We start from the raw sequence: 19,832 nt of genomic DNA on the forward strand, positions 1-19,832 counted from the left end.
CGCCTTCATCGCGCCCGCTCCGCGGCGGCCAGCGCCGGCAGCAGTTCGCGCTCGACAATAGCCTGGTCGAGCGGGCCGACATGCTTCCAGCGCACGATGCCGCCGGCGTCGACCAGGAAAGTCTCCGGCGCGCCGTAGATGCCCCAGTTCAGCGAGGCCTTGCCTTCCACGTCGCTGACCACGGCCTCGTACGGGTTGCCGAATTGCTGCAGCCAGCGCAGCGAATCGGCCGGATCATCCTTCAACGCATAGCCGATCACGCGCACCTGGCCCGAGCGCGCCAGCGCGCTGACGGTGGGGTGTTCGACCCGGCACTCCGGGCACCAGCTGCCCCAGACGTTGAGCACGTAGGGCCGGCCGCGCAGCGTGGCCAGATCCAGGGTTTTGCCCGGCGCGTGCAGCAGCGGCAGCACCGTGGCCGGTGCGGGGCGGCCGATCAGCGCCGATGGCAAGGCCTGGCGATCGGGTCGGTCGGAGCGCTGCACGGCCACCAGCAGCAGCGTGAACAGCGCGGCCAGGCACAGCGCGCCGATGATCAGCGCCCCACGCGAGATGCCGCGACGCTCGGCCGATGCGCTCATGGCGCGGCCTCCGGACGGCGGCGGAAACGGCGATCGCTGGCGCTGACCAGCCCGCCCAAGGCCATCAGCACCGCACCGGCCCAGATCCAGCGCACCATCGGCTTGACCTGGATGCGCACCGCCCAGGCGCCGTTGCCCAGCGGTTCGCCCAGCGCCACGTAGACATCGCCGAGCACGCCCGGGCGCACGGCCGATTCGGTCATGACCTGACCGCCGCTGGCGTAGGCGCGCTTCTCCGGATGCAGGGTCTGCAGCGGCGTATCGCGCCGGGTCAGCTGCAGCGTGCCGCGGTCGGCGACGTAGTTGGGGCCGCGGCTTTCCTGCACGCCTTCGAAGGTGAAGCCGTAGTGGCCGACCTCGACCGTCTGGCCGGGGCGCAGCGCCACTTCGCGCTGCACGTTGAGTGCCTCGACCAGCAGCGCGCCGACCAGGAAGACCGCGATGCCCAGATGCGCCAGGCTCATGCCGAGCATCTCGGCGGTCAGTCGTCCCTGCGCGCGCAGCCGCTGCCAGACGAAGCGCAGCGTGCCCGCGGCCACCCACAGCGCCCCGGCGATGCCGGCGGCGGTCTTCCACTGGCCCTGCGGTGCGATGCAGTACGCGATGCCGCCACCGATCAGCGCCAGCACCGCCCACGGCGCCAGCAGCGCGGCCACGCGCGAGGCCTGCTCGCGCTGCCATTTGAACAGCGGTCCGAACGGCAGCAGCAGCACCAGCGGCGCCATCAGCAGCAGGAACAGCAGGCTGAAGTAGGGCGGGCCGACCGAGATCTTGCCCAGGTCGAGCGCATCGGCCAGCAGCGGATACAGCGTGCCCAGCGCGACCATCGCGCAGGCGCAGGCCAGCAGCACGTTGTTGGCCAGCAGCAGGGTCTCGCGCGAGCTGGCCGCGAACGGCTTGCCGTCGCCCATCTGCGGCGCGCGCAGCGCGTACAGCAGCAGCGAACCGCCGACCACGATGCCAAGGAATACCAGCACGAACAGCCCGCGCGTGGGATCGGCCGCGAACGCATGCACGCTGGTCAGCACGCCCGAGCGCACCAGGAAGGTCCCCAGCAGCGACAGCGAGAACGCGGCGATGGCCAGCAGCAGCGTCCAGCCGCGGAAGGAACCGCGCTTCTCGGTCACCGCCTGCGAATGGATCAGCGCCGCGCCGGCCAGCCAGGGCATGAAGCTGGCGTTCTCCACCGGGTCCCAGAACCACCAGCCGCCCCAGCCCAGCTCCGAATACGCCCACCAGCTGCCCAGCGCGATGCCGCCGGTCAGAAACGCCCAGGCCACATTGGTCCACGGCCGCGTCCAGCGCAGCCAGCGTGCATCCAGCGTGCCGTCCAGCAGCGCGGCCACGGCGAAGGCGAAGGGCACCGCGAAGCCCACATAGCCCATGTAGAGCATCGGCGGATGGATGATCATCCCCGGGTCCTGCAGCAACGGATTGAGATCGCGCCCCTCGCCGGGCGAGGGCAGCAGCCGCACGAAGGGATCGGAGGTGAACAGCAGGAAGGACAAAAATCCCACCGCCACCACGCCCATCACCGCCAGCACGCGCGCCACCACCACCTGCGGCAGATGCGCGGAGAAGCAGGCCACCGCCGCGCTCCAGCCGGCCAGCACCAGCGCCCACAGCAGCAGCGAGCCCTCGTGCGAGCCCCACACGGCGGTGTAGCGATAGACCAGCGGCAGCAGCGAATTGGAGTTCTCGGCGACGTAGCGCACCGAGAAGTCCTGCTGCACGAACGCGGCGGTCAGCGCCGCGAACGCGACGAACACCGCGGCCAGCTGCGCGATCGCCGCCGGCCGCGCGATCGCCATCCACGCCACGCGACCGCGCTGCGCCCCCAGCGCCGGCAGCACCGCCTGCACGAGGGCCACCAGCAGCGCGAGGATGAGGGCGAACTGGCCGAGCTCAGGAAGCATGGTGGAGCCGGGACCGGGGACCGGGGACCCGGAACCGTGAAAAAGAGAAAGGCGAAAGCTCGGTGCAGCCTGGACACGACGACGCGCGCAACGATGATCGGTGAGGGCGCGCAGCCGCTGCAGACCTTGGGGTGCCGCCTTCCCGGGTCCCGGGTCCCCGGTCCCCGGTCCCGCCCCTGCCAGACCTCACTGCTTCACCTGATGCTTCTGATGCGCCTTGCCCATCTTGTCGGCGACTTCCTTGGGCATATAGGTCTCATCGTGCTTGGCCAGCACTTCGGTGGCGACGAACTGGCCGCCCTGCATCGAGCCGGTGGCGACCACGGCCTGATCCTCGCGGAACAGGTCGGGCAGGATGCCGGTATAGACCACCGGCAGCTGCGCATCGCCGTCGGTGACGCGGAAATGCGCCTCCATCGAGCCCTGCGCGCGCTGGAACGAGCCGCGCTCGACCATCCCGCCCAGGCGGAAGCGCGCATGCTCACCGGCCTGGCCGGAGAGCACCTCGGCCGGGGTGAACAGATAGTTGGCATTGCGCGACAGCGCCGCGGCGACCAGCGCGGTGGCCAGGCCTGCGGCCACCAGCAGCGCGCAGACCAGCAGCAGGCGGCGACGGCGGACCGGATTCATCGCGGCAGCTCGGTCTGCGCGGGCGCGGCCACGCGCCGGGCCTGGGCGCGGGCCTGGCGCTGGCGCGCGCTGCGCAGCAGCTGGCGCAGCTGCAGGCGCGGCAGCAGGAAGTCCCAGGCCAGCACGATCACGAACACCGCATAGGCGCCGATGACGTAGGGCAGATAGCTCACGGGCGCGCCTCCGCCAGCCGCAGCACCCAGTCCTTGCCGGCCTCGCGGCGCAGGTTGTCCAGGCGCGCGCGCTGCAGCAGCGAGCCGGCGAACCAGGCCTTGGTCGCCAGCACCATGATCCACAGCGGCGTGATCATGCTGGCGTCCATGTGCGAGGGGCCCATCAGGCTGATGGTCTGGCCCTGGTGCAGCGAGTTCCACCACACCACCGAATAGCGGATCACCGGCAGCAGCGCCACCCCGACGATGGCCAGCAGCCCGGCGGCGCGGGCGGCGGCGCGACGGTCCTCGATGGCGCCGTACAGGCCCATCACGCCCAGGTAGAGGAACAGCAGGATCAACTCGGTGGTCAGGCGCGGGTCCCAGTCCCACCAGGTGCCCCACATCGGCTTGCCCCAGATCGAGCCGGTGGCCAGGGTGATGACGGTGAAGGCCGCGCCGATCGGCGCGCAGGCCATGGCCAGGATCTCGCACAGCTTGATGCGCCAGATCAGGGCGATGGCCGCGTACAGCGCCATCAGCCCGAACACGAACAGGCTCATCCACGCGGCGGGCACGTGGATGTAAAGGATGCGGAAGCTGTCGCCCTGCTGGTAATCGGCCGGCACCACGAACAAGGCCTGCCACAGGCCGACCAGCATGGCGACCAGGCCGATGCCGAAGCACCACGGCGCCCAGCGTGCGGCGAAGCGATCGAACACCGGCGGCGAACCGAGCCGATGGAACCACAGCACTAGCGCATTGTTCTGGGACATCGAGACTCGTGGGGCTTGCGGAAAGACGCCAGCTGGCACCCGTCGGGCGAAGACAATGCCGAGGCCGCGCCAGGCAGGGTGGGCGGCGCGGCGGTGCCCGGATTGTCCACCAAAAGCAAGGACGGCCGCCACGCTGCGCCGCACACCGCGGCCGCCTCGGCCCGGGGACGCCCGGACCGAACGCGCCGGCTTACTTGACCGTCAGCGTGCCCTTCATCAGGGTCGAGTGGCCGGGGAAGCTGCAGAAGAACGAATACGGGCCGCCGCTGGCGATCTTGGCCACCGGGAAGCTGACCGAGGCGCTCTCGCCGCCGCCGATCAGCTTGCTGTGGGCCACCACGCGTGCGTCGCCGGCCTTGACGTAGTCCGCCGGCGCGCCGGCCTTCATGCCGTCGCTGTCGATGCCGGCCATGTCCGCCGTCTTGCCGATCACCACGTTGTGCCCCATCACGGTCTTGGCCAGCTTGCCGGTGTGCTTGAGGTTGATGGTGAAGTTGGCGCAGCTCTTGGGCACATCGATGTTGGTCAGGCTGTACTTCATCATGTCGTTGCCTTCCAGGTCGGCCGAGCAGGTGGCGGCGCGCGCGCCAAAGGACGCACAGGACGCGGACGCGGCGAGGATGGCGGCGGCGATCAGGTAGGGACGCATGTTTCGAACTCCGGTGAGGGTTGGGACGTGGAAGCGGGCGAAGGCTTGGGGGCTGGACCGCGCGAGGCGCTGTGCAGGTGTGGGGCACAGGATCGCGCGATCACTGTAATGGGTGGAACTGGCCGATGGTCTGACAGTCGGGGCCGGAAAGGGAAGCGCCGCGGCGGGTGGGGCGCGCTCGGGCAGGTGGAAGCGCGGCCTACTCGGTGGCGATGCGCAGCGCCGCGGCCGCCGCCAGCGGCGCCAGCACGATGGCCAGCGCCAGGCCGGCCGCCAGCATCAGCAGGGCGAAGCCCGGGTCCAGCCCTTCCGCGGCTCGGGCCACCGCGCCGGCGCCGAACACCAGCACCGGCACGTACAGCGGCAGCGCCAGCAGGGCCAGCAGCACCCCGGCCCGGCGCATGCCCACGGTCAGCGCGGCCACCACCGCGCCGAGCAGGCTCAGCAGCGGCGTGCCCAGGGCCAGCGAGGCCATCAGCACCGGCAGCAGCGGGCGCGGCAGGTACAGCAGTTCGGCCAGCAGCGGGGTGGCGATCAGCACCGGGCCGGCGGTCGCCAGCCAGTGCGCCAGCACCCGCACCGCCACCAGCCAGGCCAGCGGCACCGGCGCCAGGATCCACTGCTCCAGCGAGCCGTCCTCGGCATCGCCGCGGAACAGGCTGTCCAGGGTCAGCAGCCCGGCCAGCAGCGCGGCCAGCCACAGCACCGCCGCCGCGACCCGCGCCAGCAACTGCGGGTTGGCCCCCAGCGCCAGGGCGAACAGCACCACCACCAGCAGGGCGAACAGGGCCGGCTGCAGGGCATCGCCGCGCCGGCGCCACAGCAGCCGCAGGTCGCGGCGCAGCAGCGCGGCGGCGGCGCCGGGCAGGGTGGGCGAACTCACGCGGCCACCTGCTCGCGCCCGGCGAGCAGCAGCTGCCGGGTGCGCACCGGCGGGGCGGCGTAGGCGCCGTGGGTGGTGACCAGGGCCGCGCCGCCCTGTGCCAGATGCGCCGAGATCATCCGGTTGACCAGGGTGATGCCGTCCAGATCGAGGTTGGCGTAGGGCTCGTCGAGCAGCCATAAGGGCGCTGGGGACAGCCACAGCCGGGCCAGCGACAGGCGCTTCTTCTGCCCGGCCGACAGCTGCCGGGCCAGGCTGTCCTCGTAGCCGGCCAGGCCGGTGGCGGCCATCGCCTGGGCCGGGGTGAGCGTGGCGCGGCGGCCGTGCAGGCCGCACAGGAACTCCAGATTTTCCAGCGCGCCCAGGTCGCCCTTCAGCGCCGGCAGATGCCCCAGGTAGGCCATCGCCAGCGAACGCGCATGCGCATCGGCGCGGCGGCCTTCCAGCGCGATGGTCCCGGCGTCGGCGCGCAGCAGGCCGGCCAGCACGCGCAGCAGGGTGGTCTTGCCGGCGCCGTTGCCGCCCTGGACCAGCAGCGCCTCGCCGGCGTCGAGCTGGAACGCCAGCGGCCCGAATACCGGCTCCTCGTTGCGGCTGAAGGCCAGCGCCTGGACGGACAGCAGGGGCGGGCGCGGGGCATCGGACGTCATCGGCCGCATTCTAGGCGAGGTCGTCGATCGCGGCCTGCCCGGGAACTGGGGACCGTGGGCGCGCGCGCCGCTCAGCCGGTCCAGTCGGTGAACATGTCGTCGGGCGCATCGTGCGGGCGCGGGGCCTGCATGCGCAGGCGCACCGGCTCGCCGGCCAGCCAGTACAGCGTGCCGGCCTGGCCGAAGTCGCGCGCCAGCGCGTCGGCCTGGTCCCAGCCCACGTCCAGCACCAGCCAGCCGTGTTCGACCGCGCCGCCCTGCGCATTGCAGCCCAGGGCGCGGTGGATGCTCAGGCTGGTCTCGCGCAGGCGCTGTTCCAGGACCTGGGCGGCTTCCAGGTTGCGCGCCTCGCCCGCCGGGCAGGAGCGCGGATTCCAGGCGGTGACGAACTGGTAGCTGCCCGCGCCAAGCTGGCGCTCCACGTCGGCGGCCGACTGGCCGACCTGGAACAGCCATTCCTTGCGCCCCACCACCACGAAGTAGTGCGCGGCGGCATACAGCCGGGCCAGGTCGCCCAGCGCCGGTGGTGTCTGTTCCAGTTCCCCGTCCATGGCGCGGATCATGGGCATGGCGCGGCGCCCGCGCCAGTCAGACCAAGGTCGTGGGGGCCCCGGCCCGGGCCGGGTCACCGGCGTGCCCGACGTCATTGCGTACACTTGCGGCCCCCACCGCCCGCCCTCTTCCGGACCGATGCAGCCGCAGACCAAGTTGCCCCGCGTGGGCACCACCATCTTCACCGTGATGTCGCAGCTGGCCGCCGAGCACGGCGCGGTCAACCTGGGGCAGGGCTTCCCCGATTTCCCGGTCCCGCAGCGGCTGGTGGACGAGCTTGACCGGGCCATGCGCGCTGGCCACAACCAGTACCCGCCGATGACCGGCGTGGCGCCGCTGCGCCAGGCCATCGCCGCCAAGGTGCTGCGCTGCTACGGCGCGCAGGTGAACGCGGACACCGAGATCACCGTGACCAGCGGCGCGACCGAGGCGCTGTTCAACGCCATCCACGCCGTGGTGCGCCCGGGCGAGGAGGTGATCGTGCTCGACCCGGCCTACGACAGCTACGAGCCGGCGATCGAACTGGCCGGCGCGCGCGCCGTGCACGTGGCGCTGGACCCGCAGACCTTCGCGGTGGACTGGGACAAGGTGCGCGCGGCGATCACGCCGGCCACGCGCCTGATCATGGTCAACAGCCCGCACAACCCCTCCGGCGCCATGTTCGGCAAGGCCGACCTGCAGGCGCTGAGCGACCTGCTGGAGGGCACCGACATCTTCCTGGTGTCCGACGAGGTCTACGAGCACATCGTCTTCGACGGCCGCGTGCACGAGTCCGTGCTGCGCTGGCCGCAGCTGGCGCGGCGCGCCTTCGTGGTGTCCAGCTTCGGCAAGACCTATCACTGCACCGGCTGGAAGATCGGCTACGCCATCGCCCCGCCGGCGCTGACCGCCGAGTTCCGCAAGGTCCACCAGTACAACACCTTCACCAGCTTCGCCCCGGCGCAGCACGCCTTCGCCGCGATGCTGCAGGCCGAGCCGGAGCACGACGAACAGCTCGGCGCGTTCTACCAGGCCAAGCGCGACCGTTTCCGCGAGCAGCTGCTGGGCACCCGGCTCAAGCCGCTGCCGGTGCCGGGCGGGTATTTCCAGCTGGTGGACTATTCGGCGGTCAGCGACCTGCCGGACATCGAGTTCGTGAAATGGCTGACGATCGAGCACGGCGTCACCGCGATCCCGCTGTCGCCGTTCTACGAGACCCCGCCCGCCGGCCAGCGCCTGGCGCGGCTGTGCTTCGCCAAGAACGCCGCCACGCTGGATGCGGCGATCGAGCGGCTGGTGAAGCTCTGAGGGCAGGGACGGCGCACTCGTCTCAGACGGCAGGGTAAGGCGCCTCCCCTTTCGCGAAGCGAAGGGGGAGGTTGGGAGGGGGTGCTTTTGCTTTTGCTTTGGCCTTCCCGCGAAGAGCGACCCCTCCCCAGCCCTCCCCTTGGCCTTCGGCCAAAGGGAGGGGGCAAAGGCGGGCGCCGCCTCGGCAACGCCTCATCCGTCGTTCCCGCGCAGGCGGGTACCCAGGGATTTCGCGGCAAGCGTGCAAGGCGCTGGATTCCCGCGCTCGCGGGAATGACAGGGGAGCGGTTCTTGAACGGCGAGGCATCGAAACGGTCGACGCGTGATCGCGTCGTCCGGGTTGAGCGTAATCTTCAGGTCCAGACTCCCGAGCCCCCGTTCCGAAGAGCACGCCCATGCAAGACCTTCGCATTGCCCTGGTTCAGGGCGCGACCCGCTGGCACGACCCGGCCGGCAACCGCAGCTACTACGGCGAGCTGATCGCGCCGGCGGCCGGCAAGGCCGACCTGGTGATCCTGCCGGAGACCTTCACCAGCGGCTTCTCCAACGATGCCATCGACCGCGCCGAGGGCATGGACGGCCCGACCGTGGCCTGGATCGTCGAGCAGGCGCGGCAGCTCGACGCGGCGGTCACCGGCAGCGTGCAGCTGCGCACCGAGGAGGGCGTGTTCAACCGCCTGCTGTGGGCCACGCCCGATGGCGGGCTGTCCTGGTACGACAAGCGCCACCTGTTCCGCTACGCGGGCGAGCATCAGCGCTATGCGCCGGGCCGCGATCGCCTGAGCGTGGAATGGAAGGGCTGGCGGATCAATCCGCAGGTCTGCTACGACCTGCGCTTTCCGGTGTTCTGCCGCAATCGCTTCGATGTCGAGCGCCCGGGGCAGCTGGATTTCGATCTGCAGCTGTTCGTCGCCAACTGGCCCTCGCCGCGCCGCTACGCCTGGCAGACGCTACTGCGCGCGCGGGCGATCGAGAACCTGTGCGTGGTGGCCGCGGTCAACCGCGTCGGCACCGACGGCAACAACCTCAGCTACGCCGGCGATAGCGTGGTGCTCGACGCCCTGGGCCAGCCGCTGGCCGAGGCCGATGCCGCCGAGGGGCTGACCTACGCCGCGGTCTCGGCGCAGGCGCTGCTGGCGCACCGAGCGCATTTCCCGGCGATGCTGGATGCGGACCGCTTCGAGCTGGCTTGAGGTGGGGGTTGTCCTTGGCTTGCGTGCAGTTCGCTAGATCGAAGCGGCAACCGAGCGCGCGTTGCCTTTCCCGTAGGCGCAGTTCGACCTCGTCGCCCGGCCGCGTAAGGAGATCCACTTCCGCGCGCTTCCTAATTCTGAGCCGTATAGAAGTGGAGACCTGCCAGGTTTGAGGCACAGCCCCAGGCCGGGTTGATCCAAGTCAAGGCGGCCCGCGCGCCGGGCCGCGACCATGGGCGCATGTATCCCGCCCTTCCCGAATCCGGCGACTGGTCCTTCGACGCCGACCTGCTGCGGCGCTACGGCGTCAATGGCCCGCGCTACACCTCCTATCCCAGTGCGCTGCAGTTCGATGCGGCGTTCGGGCCGACGCAGTTCGCCGAGCAGGCGCGGCAGAGCAACGTGGGCCACTACTCGCGGCAGCTCTCGCTGTACGTGCACGTGCCGTTCTGCGCCAGTCCGTGCTTTTACTGCGGCTGCAACCGGGTGATCACGCGCAGCCCGCTGGCCGGCGATCGCTACGTGCGCCACCTGGAGCGCGAGATCGCGCAGGTGGCGGCGCTGTTCGAGCCCGACCGCGAAGTGGTACAGCTGCACTTCGGCGGTGGCACGCCCAACTTCCTCGACGCGGCGCAGCTGACGCGCGTGGTGGACGGCCTGCGCCGCCATTTCCGCTTTAGCCAGGCGGCGGACCGCGACATCTCCATCGAGCTGGACCCGCGCACCACCACGCCGGCGCATCTGGCCGCGCTGGGCGCCTGCGGCTTCACCCGCGCCAGCCTCGGCGTGCAGGACTTCTCGCCCGGCGTGCAGCATGCGATCAACCGCGTGCAGAGCTTCGAGCAGACCTATGCGGTGGTCGCCGGCTGCCGCGCTCACGGCATCGGGTCGATCAATCTCGACCTGGTCTACGGCCTGCCGCACCAGACGCTGGAAGGCTTCGCCCGCACGCTGGACCAGACCCTGGAACTGCGTCCGGACCGGCTGGCCGTGTACGGCTATGCGCACATGCCCGCGCTGTTCCGCGCGCAGCGGCAGATCGACGAGGACGCGCTGCCCGATGCCGAAGGCCGCCTGGCCCTGCTGGAACTGGCGGTGCGCAGGCTGCGCGCGGCCGGCTACGAATACATCGGCCTGGACCACTTCGCCCTGCCCAGCGACGCGCTGTCGGTGGCGCTGCGCCGCGGCAGCCTGCACCGCAACTTCATGGGCTATACCACCCATGCGCAGACCGATCTGCTGGGCTTCGGCGTCAGCGCCATCAGCCATGTCGGCGACAGCTACAGCCAGAATCCGCGCGAGCTGCCCGCCTGGGAGGCGGCGCTGGACGCCGGCCGGCTGCCGACGATGCGCGGCGTGCTGCTGGACGAGGACGACGCCATTCGCGCCGATGTGATCCAGCGGCTGATGTGCGGCGGGCGGGTGGAGGCCGAACAGGTCGAGCGCGCCTGGAGCATCCGCTTCGACGACTATTTCCGTGACGAGATCGATGCGCTGGCGCCGCTGGTGCGCGACGGCCTGGTGCAGGTCGCACCCGAGGCCATCCAGGTCACCGCGCGCGGGCGCGGCCTGCTGCGCCTGGTGGCGATGCGCTTCGACCGCTACCTGGCCCAGGGTGGCCTGGAGGGGCGGCACTCGCGCGCGGTGTGAGGCCGGGCGGGGCGGCCTCCAGCGCCGTCTGCACTGCTGTCCAACGGCGATCCGTCAGATCGCTTCGGACGGCGCGCGCGTCACCACGAAGCACTTCTGCACGATACCCGCCGGTTCCCGGTAGGTGCGGAACCCCATGGCCTCGTAGTAGCGCAGGCCCGCGGGATTGTCGGCGCCGATGTAGGCATCGATCTTCTCCAGCCCCGCCGCGATGGCCGCCTGCCGGCTGGCCGCGAACAGCGCCTTGCCGATCCCGAGCCGATGCGCCTGGGGACTGATATGCGTGCCGATGATGCCCCAGCCCTCAGGGACGTCGTAGGGATTGCCCGCCGTGGCCCGGATCAGCGACTGGAAGCCGAGCACGCGCCCCTGCGCGTCCTGCGCGAGGCTGCACTGGAGGCGCGCGGGGTGCTGGATGTAGCGGGCCAACACTGTCTCCCGGTCGCTCGGGCGCTCGCGGCCGGTAACGGCGATGATCTGCCGCAGCACCGCGCTCATGGCCTCGGCGTCCTCGACGCGCGCGGGCCGGATGCGCACCGGATCGGTCACGGGGTGAAGCTGAGCTCGAAGGACACGAAGAACGGCGCGCGCGGCGGGGCCAGCAGCACGCGGCCGCGCAGGAAGCGGTCCAGGCAGATCGCCAGCGGCGTGTCGCCCTTGCGCCAGGTGCGGGCGATGCCGCCGCGCGCATCCAGCCGGGCCACGATCACGAACGGGGTGGTGTCGGCCTTCGGCGAGGCGCAGGCGGCGACGCCGCGTTCGAGCGTGTCCTGCTGCGTCGCGCGCATGGCCTGGCTCAGAGCGGGCGGCAGCGAGGCCTCGTCGCGATCGGCCTGAGCCTTGGCCTGGGCGATGTCGGCCGGATTCCAGCCCTCGCTGCCCGGCGCCGGGGTCTGCGACAGGGCGGGCAGGCACAGCAGGCAGGCCAGCAGGGCGGCGGTGCGGACGATGGTGGGTTGCATGGGAACTCCTCGAGCCAGGCGATCAACGATAGCCGGCGGCCTGCAGCTCGAACAGCTCCGCATAGCGACCGCCCTCGGCCAGCAGGCTCTCGTGGGTGCCGACCGCCTCGATCCGGCCCAGGTGCAGCACCAGGATGCGGTCGGCCATGCGCACCGAGGAGAATCGATGCGAGATCAGCACCGCGGTGCGCTGCTCGGACAGTTCGCGGAAGCGCTGGAACACCTCGAACTCGCTGCGCGCATCCAGCGCGGCGGTGGGCTCGTCCAGGATCATCACCTGCGCCTGGCGCATGTAGGCCCGGGCGATGGCGATCTTCTGCCACTGCCCGCCGGACAGGTCCACGCCGGTCTTGAAGCGCCGGCCGATCAGCTGCTCGTAGCCGCCCGGCAGGCCCTCGATCACCTGATCGGCCAGCGCGCTGTGCGCGGCAGCGCGGATGCGCGGGGCATCGTCCATCGCCTCGATCCGGCCCACGCCGATGTTCTCGCTGGCGGTGAGGTAGTAGCGCACGAAGTCCTGGAAGATCACCCCGACATTGGCGCGCAGTTCGTCCAGGTCGTACTCGCGCAGGTCGCGCCCGTCCAGCAGGATGCGGCCCTCGTCCGGGTCGTACAGCCGCGCCAGCAGCTTGACCAGGGTGGTCTTGCCCGCGCCGTTCTCACCGACCAGGGCCAGCACCTCGCCGACCTTCAGCTCGAAATCCAGATGCCGCACCGCCCAGTGCTGCGCGTCCGGATAGCGGAAGCCGACGTTCTCGAACACGAAGCCCTGCCGGATCGGCTGCGGGAACGGCACCGGCTCGGCCGGCGAGGTGATCTCCGGCTGGATGGCGAAGAAGGAGAACAGATCGTCCAGGTACAGCGCCTGGCCTGCGACCTGCGAGAAGCCCACCAGCAGGCCCTCCAGGAGCTGGCGCAGGCGCAGGAAGCTGCCGGCCAGGAAGGTCAGGTCGCCGATCGAGAAATCGCCCTTGACCGTGCGCCAGGCGATGTAGGCATAGGCCACGTAGTAGCCCAGCGACCCCAGCGCCGCCAGCGCCGTGCCCCACAGGGCGCGCCGCCGCGCCAGCGCGCGGTTGGCGGCGAACAGGCTCTGCGCCAGGCTACGGTAGCGTTCGATCAGGAAGCGGTGGAGGTTGAAGATCTTCACCTCCTTGGCGGTCTCGACGCTGGCGCCCGTCTGGCGCACGTATTCGAGCTGACGGCGCTCGGGCGTCCACTGGAAGTTGAGCGAATAGCCCACCGCGTTGAAGTGCGACTCGCCGACGAAGGCCGGCACCAGCGCCACCACCAGCAGCGCGATCAGCCATGGCGCATAGGCCAGCAGGCCGATGGCGAAGCTGATCACGGTGACGGTGTCCTGCACCTGGCCGAACAGCTGGCTGAGCAGGTTCATGCGGCCCATGGTCTGGCGCCGCGCGCGATCCAGCTTGTCCTGCAGCTCGGGGTCTTCGAAGTCCTCCAGATCCAGCGTGGCCGCGTGCTCCATCAGCCGGATGCTGGTGGCGTTGGTGAACAGCTCGGACAGCAGCGTGTCGGCGTAGCTGATCGCCCGGCCCAGCAGGTCCGAGCCGATCGCCAGGACGAATTCCAGCGCCAGCAGTTCCATCAGCCGGGTGAGCCGGCCGCTGGACAGCGCATCGGCCAGCGAATCCAGTGGAATGCCCGCACCGACCAGGCGCACGGCCTCGTCGATGATCAGCTTGCCCACGTACAGCGCGGCGATCGGCAGCAGTGCCTTGACCAGGCGCAGGCCCAGGCTGCCCACGGTCAGCCACGGACTGGTCGCCCAGACCATGCGCAGGAAGGGCGGCACGTTGCGCATCGCGGCGAAGCGCTCGCGCAGGCTGGGGCGGGGGCTGGGCGAGACGGTGGCGGCAGGCGGCATGGCGCCATTGTGGCGCCGTGGCGATCACGACGACGAGAACCCCGTAAACGCCGACACCCCGGCGCGAGGGCCGGGGTGTCGGGATGCAGCGCTCCGCGGTGGCGGATGGATCAGTGGTGCGCGCCGCCCGGGCCGTGCACGTGGCCGTGGCTGAGTTCCTCGGCCGTGGGCTCGCGCACGTCGGTCACCTCGACCGCGAAGTGCAGGGTCTTGCCGGCCAGCGGGTGGTTGCCGTCGACGGTGACCTCGTCCGGGCCGACCTGGACCACGGTCACCACCAGCGGGCCGTGCTCGCCATGGGCCTCGAACTGCATGCCCGGGATGATGTTGGCGCCGGTCGGGAACGCGCCCAGCGGCACCACCTGCTGCAGCTGCTCGTGGCGCGGGCCGTAGCCGAGCTCCGGCGGCACGTCGACCTGGACCTTGTCGCCGACCTGCTTGCCGGTGAGCGCGCTCTCCAGGCCCGGCACGATGTTGCTGGCGCCATGCAGATAGCTCAGCGGCGTATCCGGCGCGGACTGGTCGATGACGCTGCCGTCGTCGCCGGTGAGGGTGTAGTGGATCGTGGCCACGCGGCCATCCTGGATTTCCATGAAAAACATCCGTGAACGGTTGAGGGGAGCACGTCGGTGGCTTCACGACGCGAAGGAGAAGAACACGCCACTACCCTAGGCAAAAGCCGGCGCCGACACAACCGCAGCCCGTTCATTTATGCGCGTCGACCGGATAGACCGTGGCGATGCCGCAGCCGCCCGCTCGCAGCGGCTGGGCGAAGCCTTGCGGGCGCGCATCGCCCAGCACCACATCGCCGGGATTGCCGCAGATCATGCCCAGGTCCAGGCCCGAGCGGAACGCGAGCGCCGGGCTGCGCTGCAGCATCGGACAGCTGCCGGTGAGCTCGACCCGATACCAGCGATGCCCGCCCGGATGGCGGCGCGAGACCTCCACCAGCAGCCCGTCCGGATCGCTCGACCAGGACCGCAGGTAGCGTGGCGCGAAGCAATAGCTCGGTGAGCCTCGGAAGCCGGCGCCGCGCTGCGGGCCGATCACCTTGACCGGATCGAGCGTGGCCATGGCGTCCCGATCGGCCTGCTGCATCAGCCGCGCATGGGCCTTGGCGTCCAGCGGCTCGACGCTGGCGACCGCGCAGCGTCGCCCGTCGATCTGCACATAGGCCGGTGCGCCGTTGCAGATCCAACCCTCAGCGCCGAACAGGCGCGCGTCGGCCGCGGCATCCACGCCGGGGCAGTCGGACTGCAGCCCGATCCGGTAGGGCCGGCCGTCGTGCGCGACGACGGCCAGCGTGCGTGCATCAACCTGACGGACCTCGGTCATCCGGCGCGCATCCAGGCAGCCAGGCGCCGGTGGCGTGCGTGCGCCCTCGGCCGCGCGCGCGGCGCAGAAGGGCAGGCTCAGCAGCCACGCCAGCAGAATCGGGCGCATTGCATCGGTCCTTGATGGAAGCGTAAGAGGCGCGCGCCGCCGTTTTACCTCATTGCGCGGCAGGGGCCAATGCGGCGCGGCGCGCGCGGTAGACCGCCTCGGTCTGCGGCTTGATGAACAGCGCCACCAGCTCCGGATAGCGCGCCTTGACCGCCGCCTCGATGCGGGTCACGCAGGCCTCGATCTGCTCGGTCGTGCGCGTGTCCTCGAACTCGGCGCTGAGCGTGGCCAGCACCTGGTTGGGCCCCATCTGGATGGTGGTCACGCCATTGGCGTTGCCCACCTCGGGGTCGGCGTTGGCGATCTCCAGGATGCTTTGGCCGATGCCGGGCTGGGCCGGCTCGCCGATCAGCAGGCCCTTGGTCTCGCGCGCCAGCATGAAGGCGGCCACCGCCAGCACCGCGGCGATGCACAGCGAGGCCACCCCGTCGAGCACGGGCATGTCCAGCACCTGCGCGGCGATCAGGCCCATCAGCGCGAAGCCCAGACCCAGCAGCGCGGCGCTGTCTTCCAGCAGCACGGTGAAGGTGGACGGATCCTTGCTGCGGCGGAAGGCTTCGAAATAGCCCAGCTCGCCCTTGGTCGCGCGGAACTCGCGCAGCGCCACCCACCACGAGCCGCCCTCGAACAGCATCGACACGCCCAGCACGATGTAGCTCACCAGATGGTTGCTGGCCGGCTCGGGCTGGCGGATATGCGCGATGCCTTCGTAGGCCGACACGCCGGCGCCGGCGGCGAACACCAGCAGCGCCACGATGAAGCTCCAGAAGTACAGCTCGCGCCCGTAGCCGAACGGGTGGGTGGGGTCGGCCTGCTTCTCCGCGCGATGCAGGCCGTAGAGCAGCAGCACCTCGTTGATGGTGTCCACCAGCGAGTGCACGCCCTCGCTGAGCATGGCCGAGCTGCCCGACAGCCACGCCGCGATGAACTTGGCCACGGCGATGGCCAGATTGCCGGCCAGCGCGGCATAGACGACAAGACGGGAGCCGGAGGGCTTGGCCATGGGCGGCGGTGCGGTGCGGGTGGGGCCTGCATGTTGGTCATCTCCGCGTCCCCTGCGCGTGAGCGCACGCGCGCAGGGCGGCTTCCGGCAGGGATGCGGGTGCGGGGGTGTGCGGCCCAGGTCGTACAATGGCGCTTTCTCCTTCTTCGCTGGTTCTGCGCCTCATGCCCACCGCCCCCGCCTGTCCGCAATGCACACTGGACAACACCTACGTCGATGGGGCGCAGTGGATCTGTGCCGACTGCGGCTATGAGTGGTCAGCCGAGGCCGCCACCGCCGATCAGGCCTTGGTGGTGCGCGATGTCAACGGCAACGTGCTGGCCGCCGGCGACACGGTCACGGTGATCAAGGACCTCAAGGTCAAGGGTTCCAGCATCCCGCTCAAGCAGGGCACGGTGATCCGCAACATCCGCCTGGTCGAGGACGATGCCGAACACATCGAAGGGCACTCGGACAAGATCAAGGGCCTGGTGCTGAAGACCTGCTTCCTGCGCAAGGCCTGAGCGCGCGTTCGCACGTTGCGTGCCTGGCGCGCTCGGCAAGGCACCGCTGCGGAAATTCCTCCACCGTCGTTCCCGCGAAAGCGGGGACCCAGCGACTTTCGCGCGAAAGCCTCGAAGGCGCTGCATTCCCGCGTTGGCGGGAAAGACGGAGTTCTTCGGGGAACGATGGATTCATCGATCTCTCGAGGCGCGATGCGCGAGGCGCAACCCGCCGGCGCATTTGCCCGCCTCGCCCCCTAGCTACGCGAAGCACTCTTTTCCGGTTTCCAGCGCCACAAAAAACAACAGGCCGCTTGCGCGGCCTGTCGGATCATCCGGGATGCTGCCCGTCAGGTGCCGTCTTCGGGCACTTCCACCTTGGTCAGCACGCGGGTGTTGCCGAGTTTCTCGATGCGGCCGCCGGCCTTGCGGAAGGCGGCCAGGTCGGCCTGGATGCGCTCGTGGGTCAGCGGCGCGCTCTTGTCGGAGGCGCGGGGCTTGCTGGCGGCGATCTTGGAACTGGTGCGGGGCATGAAGCTCTCCTTCGTCGTGGAGCGGCGGGGGCGCTGCGACCCGCCCTCGTGGCGAGAGGATCGGCCGCAGTGCGCGGGTGCAGGTGTCGAATCCGATATGCGGCCAGTCGCCGGTCAAGGCAAGGTGAGCCGCAGGGGGACAGGCCGAAGCCGGACAGGGACTGCGTCGGGAGGGCCGGGAGCGGGGCGGACCCGGCCGGTCGCAGGCGCCGGTGGGCGAGGAAGCACAGTCCGGTGCGTGCGATTCGTGGAACAAGGATAGTGTACCACACTTTATGTTCCACGGCTCTGACGCTGCCTGAAGGCCCGCGGCGGCTTGGCAGCGCGGTGATGGCCGGGTAGCGTGGCGCGCCCCCTCTGCGATGAGCGATTCACGATGATCCAGCGTTTCGATACCGGTCCGCGCATGTCCGAGATGACCGTGCACAACGGCGTGGCCTACCTGGCCGGGCAGATCGCAGAAGGCGGCGGCGACATCGCCGCGCAGACCGGCGAAGTGCTGGCCGCCATCGACGCCCTGCTGGCGCGCGCCGGCACCGACAAGTCCAAGATCCTGCGCGCCGAGATCTTCATGGCCGACCTGGCCGAGTTCGCCGGCATGAACGCGGTCTGGGAAACCTGGGTCGTGCCCGGCCACACCCCGGCCCGCGCCACCGTGCAGGCGCGGCTGGCCGATCCGGCGTGGAAGGTCGAGATCGTCGTCACCGCCGCGGTCTGAGGCCTGCGCGGCCTCGCGCCGGCAGCCGATCCTAAGACCTTGCCCACGATGCAGGACGACCTTTTCGCCCGACCGGCCGCGCCGCCGCCGAGCCTGTTCTTCGCGCTGCTGCCCGCGGCCGGCGACCAGGCGCCGCTGGAGGCGGCGCTGCAGGCGCATGCGCCGCGCTTCGAGGGCTTCAAGCCGATGCGCGCGGCCAAGCGCCACGTGACCCTGCTGTACCTGGGCGAGCCGTTCGACGAGCAGATCCCCGGCCTGGTCGAGGGCGCGCAGCGCGCGGTGGCCGGCGTGCAGGGGCAGGCCTTCGTGCTGAGCCTGGACCGGCTGGCGGTGTTCGGCCGCGACGCGGTGGTGCTGGCCGCCTCGCAGACGCCGCCGGCGCTGGCCGCGCTGGAATCGGCGCTGCGCGCGGCGGCCACGCGCCAGCGCATCGTGCTGGCCAAGTCGCCGCCGCTGCATCCGCATCTGACCCTGGGCCACAACGACGGCAAGCGCCTCGCGCCGGAAGCCTGCGCGCCGGTGCGCCTGGCCTTCGATGCCTTCGTCCTGCTGCGTGGCGGCCAGCGCGAGGCCTACGTCGAACTGGGCCGCTGGGCGCTGGGCTGATCAGCCCGCCGGCGCGCGCTGGCGCCGGGCCACCGCGATCCCGGTCAGCGCGGCCGCAGCCAGCACGCCGGCGGCGATCAGGAACGGCGTGCCGATGAAGGGCAGGGCCGCCCCGGCCCCAACCGACTTGGAATACACCCAGCCGAAGAACACCGGCGAGACCACGCCCGCGATCGCGCCGACGCTGTTGTTGGCGCCCTGCAGCTGGCCCTGTTCGGACTCGGACACGCGCTGGGTCATCAGCGACTGGATGGTCGGCATCGCCAGCCCCCACAGCGCGTTGGGCAGCATCGCGGCGACGAACAGCCAGCCGGTCGGCGCCAGCCCCATGCAGGCGATGCCCAGCGCGCCGAAGCACAGGCCGATGATCATCGTGCGGCGATCGCCGAAGCGGCGTACCGCCGGGCCGGTCAGCGTGCCCTGCACCAGCATGTCCAGCGCCCCGACCATGGCCAGCAGCAGACCCACCTGCCAGGCGCCCCAGCCGTAGCGGTCGGCCGCGTACAGCACGAACACCGCCGAGAACACGTGGTGGGCGAAGTACAGCAGGAAGTTCACCACCGCCAGGCCGGTCAGCTCCTGGTGCGAGCGCAGCAGGCGCAGCGCGCCCAGCGGATTGGCGCGCGACCAGGAGAAGGCCATGCGCTTGTCCGGCGCCAGCGATTCGGGCAGCACGAACGCGCCGTAGGTGAAGGCCAGCGTGCTCATCGCCGCCGCCGCCCAGAACGGCGCGCGCGGCGACCATTCGCCCAGCACACCGCCCAGCAGCGGGCCGGCGACGAAGCCGGCGCTGAAGGCCGCGCCGATCAAGCCGTAGCCGCGCGCGCGGTTCTCCGGCGTGGTGATGTCGGCCATGTAGGCATAGACGGTGGTGAAGCTGGCCGTGGTGATGCCCGAGACGATGCGCCCGGCCGCCAGCCACCACAGGTTGGGCGCCAGGGCCATCAGCAGGTAGTCGATCGCAAGCCCTGCGGTGGACAGCAGGATCACCGGACGGCGGCCGTAGCGGTCGGACAGCGAACCCACGATCGGCGAGACCAGGAATTGCATCAGCGCCCACAGCGCCACGAACACGCCATTGATCAGCCCGGCGCGCGCATTGGAGCCGGAGAACTGCTCGATCAGGTGCGGCAGCACCGGGATGATGATGCCCATGGCCACGATGTCGAGCATCGCGGTGACCAGGATGAAGGCGACGGCGGCCTTGCCGGCACGGAAGGCGGGAAGCGGCATCGGGAAGGCTCGCGTGGTGCGCCGCGGGGTAGAAGGACGGGCGGC

Annotated in this window: 23 protein-coding genes; 6 read left to right on the forward strand and 17 right to left on the reverse strand. The window is 70.7% G+C overall.

Annotated elements, in window-relative coordinates:
• Nucleotides 1-5 precede the first annotated feature (5 nt).
• The 9 genes from QE438_RS03845 to QE438_RS03880 form a co-directional block, all read right to left on the reverse strand.
• A complete protein-coding gene (locus tag QE438_RS03845) occupies nucleotides 6-581 on the reverse strand; it encodes a DsbE family thiol:disulfide interchange protein (protein ID WP_306992430.1) in 576 nt (191 codons plus the stop codon).
• A complete protein-coding gene (locus tag QE438_RS03850) occupies nucleotides 578-2,497 on the reverse strand; it encodes a heme lyase CcmF/NrfE family subunit (protein ID WP_306992428.1) in 1,920 nt (639 codons plus the stop codon). Before QE438_RS03850 ends, QE438_RS03845 begins: the two co-directional genes overlap by 4 nt.
• A 186-nt stretch (nucleotides 2,498-2,683) precedes the next feature.
• Nucleotides 2,684-3,127, reverse strand: coding sequence for a cytochrome c maturation protein CcmE (gene ccmE / locus QE438_RS03855; RefSeq protein ID WP_130522325.1), 444 nt, complete (start codon nucleotides 3,125-3,127; stop codon nucleotides 2,684-2,686).
• Nucleotides 3,124-3,234 (reverse strand): hypothetical protein, encoded by a 111-nt coding sequence (locus QE438_RS18920; protein WP_325052717.1) that lies wholly within the window; start codon nucleotides 3,232-3,234, stop codon nucleotides 3,124-3,126. The genes ccmE and QE438_RS18920 overlap by 4 nt, the downstream gene beginning before the upstream one ends.
• 62 nt (nucleotides 3,235-3,296) lie before the next feature.
• The gene (gene ccmC, locus QE438_RS03860; RefSeq protein ID WP_286577416.1) at nucleotides 3,297-4,055 is read right to left on the reverse strand and encodes a heme ABC transporter permease CcmC; all 759 of its coding nucleotides are present in this window, start codon (nucleotides 4,053-4,055) and stop codon (nucleotides 3,297-3,299) included.
• A gap of 190 nt (nucleotides 4,056-4,245) precedes the next feature.
• Nucleotides 4,246-4,704: an azurin gene (gene azu / locus QE438_RS03865; protein ID WP_130522328.1), complete on the reverse strand. Its 459-nt coding sequence runs from the start codon at nucleotides 4,702-4,704 to the stop codon at nucleotides 4,246-4,248.
• Nucleotides 4,705-4,903: 199 nt separating this feature from the next.
• Nucleotides 4,904-5,587, reverse strand: coding sequence for a heme exporter protein CcmB (gene ccmB, locus QE438_RS03870; protein WP_306992425.1), 684 nt, complete (start codon nucleotides 5,585-5,587; stop codon nucleotides 4,904-4,906).
• On the reverse strand, nucleotides 5,584-6,237 hold the full coding sequence (ccmA, locus tag QE438_RS03875) for a heme ABC exporter ATP-binding protein CcmA (RefSeq protein WP_306992423.1): 654 nt from the start codon (nucleotides 6,235-6,237) through the stop codon (nucleotides 5,584-5,586). The genes ccmB and ccmA overlap by 4 nt, the downstream gene beginning before the upstream one ends.
• 71 nt (nucleotides 6,238-6,308) lie before the next feature.
• Entirely contained in the window at nucleotides 6,309-6,806 is a 498-nt protein-coding gene (locus QE438_RS03880; RefSeq protein WP_306992421.1) for a DUF3293 domain-containing protein, read from the reverse strand.
• Nucleotides 6,807-6,927: 121 nt separating this feature from the next.
• On the opposite strand from QE438_RS03880, the gene QE438_RS03885 reads away from it, so the two are divergent.
• The 3 genes from QE438_RS03885 (at nucleotide 6,928) to hemN (ending at nucleotide 10,919) form a co-directional block, all read left to right on the forward strand.
• A complete protein-coding gene (locus QE438_RS03885; protein WP_130531075.1) occupies nucleotides 6,928-8,076 on the forward strand; it encodes a pyridoxal phosphate-dependent aminotransferase in 1,149 nt (382 codons plus the stop codon).
• A 395-nt stretch (nucleotides 8,077-8,471) separates the two neighbouring features.
• Nucleotides 8,472-9,269: an amidohydrolase gene (locus QE438_RS03890; RefSeq protein ID WP_130519524.1), complete on the forward strand. Its 798-nt coding sequence runs from the start codon at nucleotides 8,472-8,474 to the stop codon at nucleotides 9,267-9,269.
• A 240-nt stretch (nucleotides 9,270-9,509) separates the two neighbouring features.
• Nucleotides 9,510-10,919 (forward strand): oxygen-independent coproporphyrinogen III oxidase, encoded by a 1,410-nt coding sequence (gene hemN, locus QE438_RS03895; RefSeq protein WP_306992419.1) that lies wholly within the window; start codon nucleotides 9,510-9,512, stop codon nucleotides 10,917-10,919.
• A 54-nt stretch (nucleotides 10,920-10,973) separates the two neighbouring features.
• On the opposite strand, the gene QE438_RS03900 is transcribed toward hemN, so the two are convergent.
• The 6 genes from QE438_RS03900 to QE438_RS03925 form a co-directional block, all read right to left on the reverse strand.
• Entirely contained in the window at nucleotides 10,974-11,468 is a 495-nt protein-coding gene (locus QE438_RS03900) for a GNAT family N-acetyltransferase (RefSeq protein ID WP_306992417.1), read from the reverse strand.
• Nucleotides 11,465-11,881, reverse strand: coding sequence for a hypothetical protein (locus QE438_RS03905; protein WP_306992414.1), 417 nt, complete (start codon nucleotides 11,879-11,881; stop codon nucleotides 11,465-11,467). Before QE438_RS03905 ends, QE438_RS03900 begins: the two co-directional genes overlap by 4 nt.
• 22 nt (nucleotides 11,882-11,903) lie before the next feature.
• Nucleotides 11,904-13,769 (reverse strand): ABC transporter ATP-binding protein, encoded by a 1,866-nt coding sequence (locus tag QE438_RS03910; protein WP_306992412.1) that lies wholly within the window; start codon nucleotides 13,767-13,769, stop codon nucleotides 11,904-11,906.
• A 110-nt stretch (nucleotides 13,770-13,879) separates the two neighbouring features.
• A complete protein-coding gene (locus tag QE438_RS03915) occupies nucleotides 13,880-14,362 on the reverse strand; it encodes a peptidylprolyl isomerase (RefSeq protein WP_130519530.1) in 483 nt (160 codons plus the stop codon).
• Between the two features lie 112 nt (nucleotides 14,363-14,474).
• Nucleotides 14,475-15,212 (reverse strand): hypothetical protein, encoded by a 738-nt coding sequence (locus QE438_RS03920; protein WP_306992410.1) that lies wholly within the window; start codon nucleotides 15,210-15,212, stop codon nucleotides 14,475-14,477.
• Nucleotides 15,213-15,261: 49 nt separating this feature from the next.
• Nucleotides 15,262-16,215 (reverse strand): cation diffusion facilitator family transporter, encoded by a 954-nt coding sequence (locus tag QE438_RS03925; protein WP_306992408.1) that lies wholly within the window; start codon nucleotides 16,213-16,215, stop codon nucleotides 15,262-15,264.
• A gap of 164 nt (nucleotides 16,216-16,379) precedes the next feature.
• Between QE438_RS03925 and QE438_RS03930 the strand changes: the two genes are divergently transcribed.
• Nucleotides 16,380-16,718 carry a zinc ribbon domain-containing protein YjdM gene (locus tag QE438_RS03930; RefSeq protein WP_130519536.1) on the forward strand — a complete coding sequence of 113 codons (339 nt, stop codon included), beginning with the start codon at nucleotides 16,380-16,382 and terminating at the stop codon, nucleotides 16,716-16,718.
• Between the two features lie 329 nt (nucleotides 16,719-17,047).
• On the opposite strand, the gene QE438_RS03935 is transcribed toward QE438_RS03930, so the two are convergent.
• Nucleotides 17,048-17,230: a hypothetical protein gene (locus tag QE438_RS03935; RefSeq protein ID WP_130519540.1), complete on the reverse strand. Its 183-nt coding sequence runs from the start codon at nucleotides 17,228-17,230 to the stop codon at nucleotides 17,048-17,050.
• A 376-nt stretch (nucleotides 17,231-17,606) separates the two neighbouring features.
• Between QE438_RS03935 and QE438_RS03940 the strand changes: the two genes are divergently transcribed.
• Both QE438_RS03940 and QE438_RS03945 read left to right on the forward strand, forming a co-directional pair.
• Entirely contained in the window at nucleotides 17,607-17,948 is a 342-nt protein-coding gene (locus tag QE438_RS03940; protein WP_130531080.1) for a RidA family protein, read from the forward strand.
• A gap of 48 nt (nucleotides 17,949-17,996) precedes the next feature.
• Nucleotides 17,997-18,554, forward strand: coding sequence for a 2'-5' RNA ligase family protein (locus QE438_RS03945; protein ID WP_306992405.1), 558 nt, complete (start codon nucleotides 17,997-17,999; stop codon nucleotides 18,552-18,554).
• Here QE438_RS03945 and QE438_RS03950 read toward each other — a convergent pair whose 3' ends face one another.
• On the reverse strand, nucleotides 18,555-19,787 hold the full coding sequence (locus tag QE438_RS03950; RefSeq protein WP_306992403.1) for a TCR/Tet family MFS transporter: 1,233 nt from the start codon (nucleotides 19,785-19,787) through the stop codon (nucleotides 18,555-18,557). It abuts the gene before it with no gap.
• Between the last annotated feature and the right edge of the window lie 45 nt (nucleotides 19,788-19,832).

This window comes from Pseudoxanthomonas sp. SORGH_AS_0997 (genome assembly GCF_031453535.1).
GTDB lineage: Bacteria > Pseudomonadota > Gammaproteobacteria > Xanthomonadales > Xanthomonadaceae > Pseudoxanthomonas_A > Pseudoxanthomonas_A winnipegensis.